We start from the raw sequence: 12,217 nt of genomic DNA, 5'->3' as shown, positions 1-12,217 counted from the left end.
GGCCGGGGAGAAAGGCGGGGCGGACACCGCCGAGGAACTCGGCGATCTTCTGTTCACCGTTGCCAACCTTTCCCGGTATCTCCACCTCGATGGCGAGCAGGCGCTGCGGGACGCGTGCGCCAAGTTCCGCGACCGGTTCATGCGGCTGGAGGCGTCCGCCCGGGCCCAGGGCCGAGATCTCCGCGAGCTCCCAGCCGATGAGGTGCTCGCGATGTGGCGTGCGGCTCGATAAGTTCCTGCAGTTGAGCCGGCTCGTCCGGCGAAGGACGCTGGCCAACAGCCTGTGCCACGGTGGGCGGGTGGCCCTGAACGGCCGCCCCGCGGCTCCCGCCGCCGAAGTGCGGCCGGGAGACATCATCACCGTGGAATTGGGCGCGCGGCGCGTGCGGGCACGGGTACGGTCGCTCCCAAGCGCGCGCCGGGTCAGCGAAGACTACGTTGAGGTGCTCGAGGATCACGCGTTGGAATGATCCGAAGGGAGGAGCGCGCCATCGTGTCGACGATCAAGGCGGTGACGGCCCGAGAGATCCTGGACTCGCGCGGGAACCCGACGGTCGAAGTGGACGTGGTGCTCGAATCCGGAGCGGCCGGACGCGCAGCGGTCCCCTCAGGGGCCAGCACCGGGCTGCATGAAGCGGTGGAACTCAGGGACCGCGACGCGCGCCGGTATGCGGGTCTCGGGGTCCGCGCGGCCGTGGGGCATGTGCGCGAGACGATCGGGCCCGCGGTCACGGGCCGCGACGCGCAGGATCAGGCAGGCGTAGACCGTCTCATGCTGGCGTTGGACGGCACGCCCAACAAAGGCCGGCTGGGGGCCAATGCCATCCTCGGGGTGTCGCTGGCGACCGCCCGGGCGGCCGCCGCCGAGCAAGGCGTGCCGCTGTTCCAATCGATCGCGCGCGGCGCCGCGAGCGCTTCCACCCTGCCGGTCCCCCTGATGAACATCCTCAACGGCGGCAAGCACGCCGACAACGCGCTGGACTTCCAGGAATTTATGGTCGTTCCGGTTGGGGCGGCTACCTTCGCCGAAGCTCTGCGCATGGGCGCCGAGACATACCATGCCCTGCATCAGGTCCTCAAGGATCGCGGGCTCGAAACCGGAGTCGGCGACGAAGGGGGGTTCGCCCCCCGCCTCGGGAGCAACGAGGACGCCTTGGATCTCCTCATGCGTGCCATCGAGCGGACCGGATACGCACCCGGAAAAGATCTCGGCCTGGCCATCGATCCCGCCTCGACCACGTTCTTTCGGGACGGCCGGTATCTGCTCCGGCAGGGTCAAGACATCCGGACCACGGAGGAGATGATCGACTATTACGCCGCCCTGCTGGACCGGTTCCCCATCCTCTCCATTGAAGATGGGCTCGCGGAGGACGCATGGGATGGGTGGGCGGCGCTGACCGACCGTGTTGGGGATCGGGTCCAATTGGTGGGAGATGACATTTACGTCACCAACCCGGCCCTCATCGCCAGGGGCATCGCCCGATCGGCCAGCAACGCCGTGCTGATCAAGGTGAACCAGATCGGGACCCTGACCGAGACGCTGGAGGCGATCCGCACCACGCGCGAGCACGGATGGAACGCGGTCATCTCCCACCGCTCCGGGGAAACCGAAGACACGACGATCGCCGATCTCGTGGTCGCCACCGACGCAGGGCAGATCAAGACCGGCGCGCCCGCCAGATCCGAGCGGGTGTGCAAGTACAACCAGTTGTTGCGGATCGAGGAGACGCTCGGCGGCCGGGCCCGGTACGCAGGGGCCGCAGCGTTCGCGCGCACAGGCCGCTGGCCGTAAAGGATTTCCCCGGCGCCTCCAGAACTCCGTCAGCACGATGCCCATCGATCGCCGCCTGGGAGGGGCGCCGCGATGGCTGGTCGGCTATATGCTCGTATGCCTGGCGGCCCTCCTACTCGCAGCAACGATCCTCTACGTGACTGCGGCAGATGTCATGGCCGCGGTTTCGCGTCTTCCGCGTGACGGGACGATCCCCCGTTCGGTTCACGGCATCCCGTATGCCGAGCTCATCAACCGCGCCGCCCGGAACCACCGCCTGAACCCGGCGCTCGTCGCCGCCGTGGTATTCACAGAGAGCGGATTTCACGCGCAGGCCCGGTCGTCCCGAGGGGCCTACGGCTTGATGCAGGTGGTCCCCGCCACCTGGCGGGAGCTCGCCGGCGAGCCCGCGTGTGCCCCCGAGATTGCGCGGCTCACCGATCCCCCATGCATGGATGATCCCGCATCGAACCTCGAAACCGGTACGGCCTACCTGCGCCGGCTCGTCGATCAGTTCAAGGGCAACCTCCCCTATGCGCTCGCTGCGTACAATGCCGGCGCGGGGACGGTCGAGCGCCACGAAGGCATCCCCCCGTTTCCAGAAACGACGCGATACCTCCGTCAGGTCGCGCTGGTGTGGCTGCATCTTCAGCAGGACGGCACCCTTACGCCGGTCTGGAGGATCCTCCTCCGCTCCGCGAACGTCGGATCGTACGCCCGCGCCGCCGTCGTGATCAGCCTGATCGGGCTCACCCTTCCGCTCCTCTGGGTGATCGCCTCGCCGGCGTCGCGACCTCCACTTGCGCAGATGCGACAGGGGGTGCGCCGGTGAGTCCTCTCAGAAGGACGCCGTCTATTGGGACGCGCCTGTTGATGATCGCCGCCGCGTCCCTGGTGGGGTGGACGGTTCTTGGGGTTGCCCTGCAGTACTTCCGCACTTATGCGCTCGCACGCGAGGCGGCTCGCCTGGAGCGACACCGAGAGGATTTGCTGGCCGGGAACGCCGCCCTCCTCGCGGAGATCCGGCGCCTAAGGACGGACGATCAGTATCTCGAGCGCCTGGCGCGCGAACAGCTCGGGATGCTGGGGCCCGGGGAGATAGAACTCGTCATCGTGCCGGGCGGATCGACCCACCGTGCGATCGAGCGCGATCCGCCGAGTACCGCGGTGACAAAGCCGGAAGGACCACTCGCGGTGTGGGGCCGGATCCTCTGGGGTGCAGGCCAGGCGGCCCGGGCGGCCCTGGAGCGCGCCCTCGAACGACTGCCGCGGACCTCCCCGTAACATCGCGGGATTCGCATACGCCCACACGGCTGTTCGGTGTCGTTGCCTCCGCCTCCCACGGCGCATCGCGCATTGACACCCCCAGGGGCGTAGGCTATAATTCCGACACATCTCTTGAGGGAGGGAACGAGCACAGAGTATGAGTCTTGATGCAGGGACGATCCTCGAAGGTGTGGTTGTCAAGATCACCCACTACGGCGCCTTTGTAGAACTCCCCGACGGCAAGAGCGGGCTCGTTCACATCTCTGAGATCGCAGACACCTACGTCAAGGACGTGCGGGATTATCTCAAGGAACAGGAACGCGTCAAGGTGAAGGTCCTCGGGTACAACGACAAAGGCAAGCTCGATCTCTCCGTCAAGCAGGCACTCGATCCCTCGGAACGCCAGGCCCGGGTCCGCGCCAAGGCCTCGTTCGACGAGAAGCTCGCCAAGTTCCTCAAGGAGAGCGAAGAGCGCCTCCTCGATCTCAAGCGGAACACCGAAGCGAAGCGCGGAGGCCGCCGCCGCTAAACCGCTCCCCCATTATTCGATCCCCAACATCCAGGCGATATCCTCAAACGCCTGCCACACGATTTCATCGCTCTGCAAACTCCGGCTCTGATCGCGAATATCGGCGAGTCCCTCGAGCTGCTCGAGTTCGTCTTCCATGCGTCGGAGACGGTTGCGCAGCCCGACCACCCGTTGATCGTCGGTCGACTCGGGGATGAGCCCGCGAATCTTTTCAATGGTCTCGCGCTCGACCCGTCGGGCCATCCGGTCGATTTCCACCGGCTGGAGACGCGAGTAGACAACCAGCCCCCGGCGTTCCTCGACCGCCTCCGATACGACGCCCTGCAGCTGCTTCACCACGTGGTCACTCATGATCTCCCCCGAAAATCAGCTTTTCGCCCCCGCGGCGCGGGGAGCCTTCCCCTCTCATGCACCGCCGGCCGGTGAAACCAGGGAGAGGGCCGGGGGTGACACCACGCCGTAGAGCAGAAAGACCCGAAGCGCCCTGAGCGTGACGTCGACGTTGTAGAAATCCCCATCCTCCGACGACCAGGACCCGTCCGGCCCCGCGAGAAGGCGCAGCCGTTCCAGGCCCTGCCGGACCACCGGCACGTGCGCGGGCACGCCCGCCTCCGCAAGGGCGTTGAGCATCCCGGTGAGCGCCCCCGGCTGCCACTGTTCGGCTTTCAGGGTTCCGAGCGCGTCGACGGCCCGCGCCGCCACCGCGGCACTCGGCCCCTCGACGAGCCGGAACGCGGCCGCGGCCACCCATGTGGTTCGGATGAAGCCCAAGAACCGCCCATCGGCCGCCTGCCGCGTCCGGAGATAGCCCAACGCCCGCGACACGGCGTGATCGGCCCGGTATCCCAGCAGCACCAGCCAGTACGCCGCGACCGCCGTGCAGAATGCCTGGACCCGGGGATCTCCCGGGACGAGGCGGGGCGGCGGGCCGAACTTCAACAACCCCGCGGGCTCGTCCCACGACCCATCGGGCCGCTGCGCGGTGAACAGGAACATGACGACGCGCTGCGCCTGCAGGCTGCCGAGCATTCGCAGATCCTGCATCCCGCGCAATACCTGCGCGGTGGTGTCGATCGACGAGGGGCGGCCCTGGACCAGGTCGCTTGGGAACCCTCCATCGAGATTCTGCCGTGCGTCCAGCGTGCGGATGATCCTCGCGTCCGGCCACGGCCGGCCGAGGAGGCCGCGCAGCCGCGCCCGTTCCGTCTCATTTCCGTTCTGATCGACCCAGGCGATGGTGCGCCGCCAATCGTAGCCCTCACGGGGAGCCTCCGCGGTCATACCACCCGCCCCATCGGAGCGATCTCGACGCCGGCGCGGCTCAACCCCTCGCGGGCCGCCCTCACTAGCGCGGGCGCGCCGGGGGTGTCCCCGTGAAAACAGATCGTGTGGGCGGACACCCGGACCTCGCCCCCATCGAGGGCGTCGATGACGCCGTCGATCACCATCCGCACCACGCGTCGGGCCACTGCGGCGGGGTCGGTGACCAGGGCCCCCGCGTGAGACCGGCCGACCAGGGCGCCGCTCCGTTGATACGCGCGGTCGCCGAAGGCCTCTCTGGCCACGCGGAGGCCGGCTTCGTGCCCGGCCCGCCCAAGCATCGAGCCATCGAGTGAGACCAAGATGAGCCGGGAATCGACCGCCGCGACCGCAGAGGCGATCACCCGTGCCAGCCGCTCGTCACGGGCGGCCATATTGTACAAGGCGCCGTGCGGCTTCACATGCTGGAGGGGGACCCCGAGGGTCCGCGCAATCGCCGCGAGGGCCCCGATCTGATAGATCAACCCCGTCCGCAGTTCATCGTTTGAGAGTTCCATGTCGCGCCGGCCGAATCCGGCGAGGTCGGGAAACCCGGGATGGGCGCCGACCTGCACACCATGCTCCCCGGCGAGGCGGACGGTCCGCTCCATCACGAGCGGGTCCCCTCCGTGAAACCCGCACGCGACGTTGGCGGAGGCGATCACGGGCATCATGCCGTCATCGTCGCCGATCGTGTAGGTGCCGAACCCCTCGCCCAGGTCGCAGTTGATGTCGACCAGATGAGCCATCGCCACGCCTCCCCCGTCTCTCGTATCTTCTCCAGGAGAGGAAGCCCTTCCCACCGGACCGAAGATCGTGGCATGGTGGAGCGCATCGGTTTTATCGGGCCCGGGGCCATGGGCGAACCCATGGCCGCCAACCTGCTCCGAAAGGGATTCCCCGTCACCACCCTCGTCCACCGCAACCCCGCGCCCGCGAGAAACCTCGAGGCCCTGGGGGCCAAAATCGCCTCCTCTCTGGGCGCGGTGGCGGAGGAGTGCCCGGTGGTGATCGCCTGCGTGCCGACGTCGGCGGAAGTCGAGGAGGTCGTTCTCGGCCCGGGAGGCATGCTCGAGCGTGGGCAACGGGGCGGCGTCTTTGTCGATATGGGCACCAGCCGTCCAGCCTCCACGCGTGTGCTGGCGGAGCGCCTGCGGGCGCGCGAGATCGCGATGCTCGACGCCCCGATCACCGGGGGGGTCCGCGGCGCACGAGAGGGCACCCTCACGATCTACGTGGGTGGCGATCCCGAGGCGTTTCGCCGCGTGCGGGCGGCGTTCGAGGCGATGGGGCGGACGGTCTTGCATATGGGCGGGACCGCCACCGGGCACGTGACCAAGCTCATGAACAATATGCTGTCGCTCGCCTCGATGGCCGCCCTGGCGGAGGTGCTGCCGCTCGGCGTCCGCGCGGGACTGGATCCCGCGAAACTCGTCGAAGCGCTCGCCGCCGGCTCGGGAGCGACCGCCCAAATCCCCGGTCGGGGAGAGCGCATCCTCCGGCGAAACTTCGCGCCGATGTTCCGCGTCGACCTGGCGCACAAGGACCTCCGGCTGGCCCAGGAGGTCGCGCAGGAGGCGAACCAGCCGGTGCCGATGACGGCCGCCGCCCTTCTCGGCTTCACCATGGCGCGGAGTTTCGGGTTTGACGGCGAGGACACCACGGCGCTGGTGAAGGTGTGGGAACGGGTCGCCGGGATCGAGGTGCGCGGGGCGTGATGCGCCGGTGTGGCGCGGCGCCACCGGCGGCTGTCGGCTGACGTTTCGCGGGCTGTCCGTTACTCTACCGACATAGCCGGCGAGTGTACTCAGTCAACGAGACCGCTCTCGTGATCCCGCCGGATTGCCTCCGGATCCCGCTCGGCCGGATCCCCATATCCGGCGCCTCCGGGCGTCTGCATGACTAGGACATCGCCGCGCCGGAGAAGCGCCGTGTGCTTGGAGGGCAGGATCTCCTCCGCTCCGCCGGCCCGCCGGATGAGATGGCGGGCCAGGCCGCCCTCCCCTCCCCCTGCCAGCCCCCACGGCGCGACCCGCGTCCGCTCGGTGAGGATCGAGATGGTCGCCTCGTCCGCAAGCAGTTCCCATTCCCGGCGGACCCCGCACCCGCCTCGCCACCGGCCCCTTCCTCCCGTCCCCGGTCTCAACTCGTACGTCCGGAACCGGATCGGCAGCGTCTGCTCGATCGCTTCGATCGGCGTGTTCATCGTATTGGTCATGTTGCAGTGGATCCCGTCGATACCGTCGAGGCCGGGCCGGCCCCCCATGCCCCCCGCGATCGTTTCATAGAAGGTCCACGTTTGGTGGCGGCGCGCGTCGGACCCGCCCATCGTGACATTGCTCATGGAGCCGTTGCTGGCGGCCGCGACCCGGGCGGGGACGGCGCCGGCCAGTGCCCGCAGCACCGTGTCCGCGACACGCTGGTTGGTCTCGGTGTTGCCGACGCCCACCGGCGCCGGCTTGATGGGGTTGATCACGGTACCGGGAGGGACCCGGATCGTCACCGGCCGCAGCCAGCCGTCGTTCATGACCGAGTGGGGATCGCACACGGCCTTGAGCGCGTACAGCACGGCGGCGTTGGTGACGCCGAAGATCGCGTTGATCGGCCGAGGCACCTGCGGGTCCGTGCCGGTGAAGTCGACCGTGATCCCGTCGCGCGCGACGGTCAGGGCGACGCGGATCCAGCAGAGGCCCCCTTCGCCCAGATCGTCCTCCAGACAATCCTCCGCCGTGTAGCGCCCGGGGGGGAGGATCGCAAATCCCCGCCGCGCGGATGCCTCCCCCTGATCGAGCATCGCGTCCCAGGCGCCCTCGACGGCATCGCGACCGTACCGGTCCAGCACCTCGGCGACCCGCCGTTCTCCCAGCGACGCGGCGGCGATCTGGGCCCGCAGATCCCCGCGCGTGGTATCGGGAGACCGCACGTTGGCGAGGATCATCTCGACCGTCTCGGGGACCTCGACGCCCTCGCGCAGGATCCGCAGGAGCGGAATGATGACCCCCTCCTCGCACAGCTCCCGCGCGTCGCTGCTGAGGCTGCCGGGCGTCCGGCCCCCGACGTCCACGTGGTGCGCTTTGTTCACGCTGTAGCCGACAAGGGCACCACCCCAGAACAGCGGCCTGATCACCATGATGTCGTTCAGGTGCGTGCCCGCGATGTACGGATCGTTGAGGATGAAGAGGTCCCCCGGATGCTGCGGCTGGGGCCGCAGCAGGGCGAGCGTATTATGCACCCCCCACGGGAGCGATCCCAAATGTGCCGGGATATGCTCGGCCTGCGCGATCAACCGGCCCGCGGCGTCGAACAGCGCACACGAATGGTCCATCCGCTCCTTGATGTTGGGCGAATACGATGCGTTCCGGAGCGCGATGCCCATCTCCTCGGCCGCATAGATCATCGCATTGCGAATCACTTCCACAGTCACCGGATCGGGCATCACGATGCACCTCGACGCAGCCGCAAGGTCCAGGCCTCCCCGAGTTCCACGGTCCATCCCGGCGGCACCACCGTGGTCGCTTCGTTCTCTTCAACAATCGCCGGCCCGGACACGACTCTCCCGGAGACCAGGGAGGACCGGGCCGCAACCGGTGCCTCCATCCACTGCCCGTCAAAGCAGGCGCGGCGCACCTCCCCGCCATCGGCGTCCCGGTTCCCCACCGGCGCCTGCCACAGCGACAGCGGAGGCATGATCCCCATCGCGGTGACGCGCACGTTGACCACCTCGACCGGCTCGCGGTCGGGAGCATACCCGTAGATCTCGGCGTGCCGGGCCCGAAACGCCTCCGCGGCGGCCGGCAGCGGGACCTCGCCAGGCACCGTCAGCTCGTAGGACTGCCCCACGTACCGGAGATCCAGGGCGCGCCGCACGACGACCGCGCGGCGGCCGTCGCCGTCTCGCACGCCCTCCTGCGCCTCGGCTTCCAGCCGCTTGAACCGCCCCTCCAGCCACACGGCGTCGAGGTGCTCGATCGGCCGCATCACGCTCTCCACCCGGTCGCACCGAAGATCCGCCGCGAGCAGTCCCACCGCCGAGAACACGCCGGGGTTCGGGGGAACCACGACCTCGCGGATCCCCAGCTCGTCGGCTAAGGCGGCCGCGTGCATCGGGCCGGCGCCGCCAAAGGCGATCATCGCCATCTCCCGAGGATCGTACCCACGCTCGAGGGAGACGATGCGGAGCGCCCGGACCATCTGGGCGTTGACGACGCGGAGCATGCCGGCGGCGGTGGCGGTTTGATCGAGCCCCAGGGGTCCGGCGATCGAAGACATCGCCCGCGCCGCGGCCGCAGCCGACAGCGGCATCTGTCCTCCGAGCAGGCCCTTGGGTGACAGCCAGCCGAGCAGCAGATGCGCGTCCGTCACCGTCGGCCGGTCGCCCCCGCGTCCGTAACAGGCGGGACCGGGGTCTGCCCCGGCGCTCAGCGGACCGCACCGGAGTGCCGAGCCATCGACCCATGCGACCGTACCGCCACCCGCGCTCACCTCCGCCAGATCGATGAACGGCGCTCGGACCGGGTAGCCGCTGCCCCGGACGATCCTCCCGGCGTGCACGGTGCCGCCCACTTCATATTCGGCAACGACCTCCGGGCGGCCGTCGATCACGGCCCCCGCCTTTGCGGTCGTGCCGCCCATATCAAAGCTGAGCATCCGAGCATAACCGAGCCGGCGGCCGAGGGCGGCCGCGCCCACAACTCCGGCGGCGGGACCCGACTCGATGAGGGTCGCGGGGCTGGCGGCGGCGCCTTCGATCGTGGTGATCCCGCCGCTGGACTGCATCGCGTACAGCGGTAGGACCCGGCCCTCCTCTCGCAGCCGTGACGACAGACCCCGCAGATACCGCGACACGACCGGCGACAAGAGCGCGCTGATCACGGTGGTGCTCGTGCGCTCGTACTCACGGTACTCGGGATCGACCTCGTGAGAGGCGACGATCACGGCTTCCGGCAGGGCGGTCTGTACGATCGCCTTCGCCCGCCGCTCGTGGTCGGGATTGGCGTAGGCGTGGAGAAAGGCGATCGCGACGGCCTCCACCCGTTCCGCGGCGAATCGCCCGGCGGCTGCCCGGACGGCACCCTCGTCTAGCGGCCGGATGACCCCCCCACCGGCATCGATCCGCTCGGGGATGCCGACGCGGTTTCGCCGGTCGACGAGCGGCCGAGGACGTTCGTAGAAGAGATTGTAGAGTTCGGCGCGCCGCTGCCGGCCGATCTCGAGGACGTCCCGGAACCCTTCTGTCGTGAGGAGGGCCGCCCGGGGAAGGTCGAGGCCGATCTGCCCCAGGAAGAGATTGGCGCCGATCGTCGAGGCGTGGACGATGTACGTGGGGCGGCCCGAGCGGCCTTCGAGAAACCGGTGGAGTGCGGAGAGGACGCCGTCCGCCGGAGAACGCGGGGTGCTCGGAACCTTGACCGGTACGAGCGTGCCCTCGCCCTCTTCGGCCGCGATGAGATCGGTAAACGTGCCGCCGACGTCGACGCCGATGCGATACTGCTGCACGCGGGTCATCCCTCCACAGAAGTACGCGGGGTCCTGGCACGCGCAAAATCGAGTCTGTCGATGGCTCAGCCGGCCGCGAGATCCTCGTCCAGGAGATCCGTGATGAACATGTGCCCAGGGGCGTGGGTGATCATCAGCTCCACACCGGCCGCCTGCGCGACCGCCTGGGGCGTCACCCCGCACGCCCAGTACACGGGCACCTCACCCGGCTCGATCCTGGGCGGGTCCCCGAACTCCGGCCGGGCGAGGTCGCGGATCCCGATCACCGCGGGATCCCCGATGTGCACCGGCGCCCCGTGCGCGCGAGTGTACCGGCCGGTCACGAGGACGGCTCGGGACACGCCCTCGCGGGGCAGTGGCCGCATGCTGACCACCATCGGACCGTGAAACACTCCGGCCGGCCGGCACGGGATGGCGGTCACGTACATCGGCACGTTGCGGGCATCGGAGATATGGCGCACTGGTAGGCCCGCGTGCTCCATCGCCGACTCAAACGTGAACGAACACCCCAGCAGAAACGCAACGAGGTCCGCCCTCCAGTACCGCGTGATCTCGGTTTCCTCGACGTCGAGGATCCCGCGCCGGTACACGCGGTAGCGCGGCACGTCCGTGCGGAGGTCGGCTCCGGGCGCGGCATACGCCGGTTCGGGGCTTCCCGGATCGGTCACGTCGATGAGCGGGCACGGCTTGGGGTTTCGCTGGCAGAACACCAGGAAATCGTAGGCGATCTCCCCGGGGACCACGACGAGGTTCGCCTGGGCGTACCCCGGCGCGAGCCCCGCGGTCGGTGCCTGCCACTCGCCGCTTCGGATCCGGCGCCTGATCTCGGCCGGGGTCGCCCCGCGGGCTGCTTTGACGTCGCTGAGAAGAGACACGCGCACGTATTCCCCGGCGGAGAAATGCGGTCCTGCACGCGCCACGGACCGTGGACGGCCGGCTGCGGCGAGCGCCGCGGCCGGGGCGGCTCCGCTACGTGCGGCCTACTGGAATACCTGGGTAAAGAACACGAGGTTCAGGTACGTGAACCGGGGTGTCAGCGGAGGCAGGAACGCCGCGTCATTGAAGGAGACATCGTAGAACCAGCGGCGCGTCGGCGGCGAATAGCGCTGAGTGCTCCAGAACCCCTGCCGCGTGTACGCCGAGCACGTGTAGTTGGGATCGTTGGCAATCGTCGTGAGTTGGGCCGTGTACGCAAAGCACGTGTGGGTGGGCGAGCCGCTCGACACCAGTGAGCCCTGGTACCAGAACTTCCGCGCCCGCCCGGTGGAGGCGTCGGTCCCGGACCAGTCCTCGTGGTACCTCGGGTAGTTCTCCACTCCCCCGCTGTAGTACGAGGTCCCGCAGTTTGTCCCGTTCGTGTTCGAGGAGCACCATGTCTGGTCGGTCCCCGCGAAGAACGCCGCGTTGATGATCGTCTCCTTGGCCTGACAGCCGTTCCCGCCGCAGGTGGCTCCGGTGGGCGTCGATCCGGATCCCTTCGTGCTCGCCTCGTCCACCGGCCGGCACCCGGTGCCGCAGACCGTGCTCCACTGGTCTTGATCATCCTGGAACCCGACGCCGGCGCTCCCGGTACACGCATTCCCGCTCTGGGCTTTGACCCAGTTGCACGACAGGACGTCGATCGTGTCCGCGATGATCGAGGTCGACTTCTGCTCGGTCGGAGACCCGGCGGACGGCGGCCACGACGCGTCTCCGCAGGCGGCCGGTGACGAGTCGCTGCCCGCGTAGTTCGGCTGGGGGCAGTTGAAGTTCCCGGCGAGGTACATGGCGCGGTCGGTCACGAACGTCACGCCCGGATCGGTGCTGCCCCATCGGGCCCGCCCGGCATCGTAGATCCGCACGCCGTAATTGTCCGC

Annotated in this window: 14 protein-coding genes; 7 read left to right on the top strand and 7 right to left on the bottom strand. The window is 68.8% G+C overall.

Going from position 1 to position 12,217, the window contains the following annotated elements:
* From VFP86_06655 to VFP86_06630, 6 genes are all read left to right on the top strand, one after another.
* The coding region (locus VFP86_06655; protein ID HET8999308.1) for a MazG nucleotide pyrophosphohydrolase domain-containing protein at positions 1-232 on the top strand (232 nt) is incomplete at its 5' end.
* Positions 219-470 (top strand): S4 domain-containing protein, encoded by a 252-nt coding sequence (locus tag VFP86_06650; protein HET8999307.1) that lies wholly within the window; start codon positions 219-221, stop codon positions 468-470. The genes VFP86_06655 and VFP86_06650, both read left to right, overlap by 14 nt.
* 23 nt (positions 471-493) lie before the next feature.
* On the top strand, positions 494-1,792 hold the full coding sequence (gene eno / locus VFP86_06645; protein HET8999306.1) for a phosphopyruvate hydratase: 1,299 nt from the start codon (positions 494-496) through the stop codon (positions 1,790-1,792).
* A gap of 37 nt (positions 1,793-1,829) precedes the next feature.
* Positions 1,830-2,603, top strand: coding sequence for a lytic transglycosylase domain-containing protein (locus VFP86_06640; protein ID HET8999305.1), 774 nt, complete (start codon positions 1,830-1,832; stop codon positions 2,601-2,603).
* Entirely contained in the window at positions 2,600-3,055 is a 456-nt protein-coding gene (locus tag VFP86_06635) for a septum formation initiator family protein (GenBank protein HET8999304.1), read from the top strand. Before VFP86_06640 ends, VFP86_06635 begins: the two co-directional genes overlap by 4 nt.
* A 139-nt stretch (positions 3,056-3,194) precedes the next feature.
* Positions 3,195-3,566 (top strand): S1 RNA-binding domain-containing protein, encoded by a 372-nt coding sequence (locus tag VFP86_06630; GenBank protein ID HET8999303.1) that lies wholly within the window; start codon positions 3,195-3,197, stop codon positions 3,564-3,566.
* A gap of 12 nt (positions 3,567-3,578) precedes the next feature.
* On the opposite strand, the gene VFP86_06625 is transcribed toward VFP86_06630, so the two are convergent.
* From VFP86_06625 to VFP86_06615, 3 genes are read right to left on the bottom strand one after another with little or no spacing between them, the layout of a single operon-like run.
* Positions 3,579-3,917 carry a hypothetical protein gene (locus VFP86_06625; protein HET8999302.1) on the bottom strand — a complete coding sequence of 113 codons (339 nt, stop codon included), beginning with the start codon at positions 3,915-3,917 and terminating at the stop codon, positions 3,579-3,581.
* Between the two features lie 54 nt (positions 3,918-3,971).
* Positions 3,972-4,847 (bottom strand): prenyltransferase/squalene oxidase repeat-containing protein, encoded by an 876-nt coding sequence (locus tag VFP86_06620; protein ID HET8999301.1) that lies wholly within the window; start codon positions 4,845-4,847, stop codon positions 3,972-3,974.
* Positions 4,844-5,614 (bottom strand): 5-oxoprolinase subunit PxpA, encoded by a 771-nt coding sequence (locus VFP86_06615; GenBank protein ID HET8999300.1) that lies wholly within the window; start codon positions 5,612-5,614, stop codon positions 4,844-4,846. The genes VFP86_06620 and VFP86_06615 overlap by 4 nt, the downstream gene beginning before the upstream one ends.
* Before the next feature lie 72 nt (positions 5,615-5,686).
* Here VFP86_06615 and VFP86_06610 point away from each other — a divergent pair, with 72 nt between their 5' ends.
* On the top strand, positions 5,687-6,583 hold the full coding sequence (locus VFP86_06610) for an NAD(P)-dependent oxidoreductase (GenBank protein ID HET8999299.1): 897 nt from the start codon (positions 5,687-5,689) through the stop codon (positions 6,581-6,583).
* A gap of 89 nt (positions 6,584-6,672) precedes the next feature.
* Here the strand turns inward: VFP86_06610 and VFP86_06605 are convergent, their stop codons facing one another.
* The 4 genes from VFP86_06605 to VFP86_06590 all read right to left on the bottom strand — a co-directional run.
* A complete protein-coding gene (locus VFP86_06605; GenBank protein HET8999298.1) occupies positions 6,673-8,301 on the bottom strand; it encodes a hydantoinase B/oxoprolinase family protein in 1,629 nt (542 codons plus the stop codon).
* Entirely contained in the window at positions 8,301-10,361 is a 2,061-nt protein-coding gene (locus tag VFP86_06600) for a hydantoinase/oxoprolinase family protein (protein ID HET8999297.1), read from the bottom strand. Before VFP86_06600 ends, VFP86_06605 begins: the two co-directional genes overlap by 1 nt.
* Positions 10,362-10,426: 65 nt before the next feature.
* A complete protein-coding gene (locus tag VFP86_06595) occupies positions 10,427-11,236 on the bottom strand; it encodes a putative hydro-lyase (GenBank protein ID HET8999296.1) in 810 nt (269 codons plus the stop codon).
* Positions 11,237-11,341: 105 nt separating this feature from the next.
* Positions 11,342-12,217 (bottom strand): hypothetical protein (locus tag VFP86_06590; GenBank protein ID HET8999295.1); only part of this gene is annotated, 876 nt, incomplete at its 5' end.

The sequence above is a fragment of the bacterium genome, from assembly GCA_035703895.1.
Classification (GTDB): domain Bacteria; phylum Sysuimicrobiota; class Sysuimicrobiia; order Sysuimicrobiales; family Segetimicrobiaceae; genus Segetimicrobium.
Note: the sequence above shows the minus strand (reverse complement) of the source record. Positions and strands in the feature narration are given on the sequence as shown.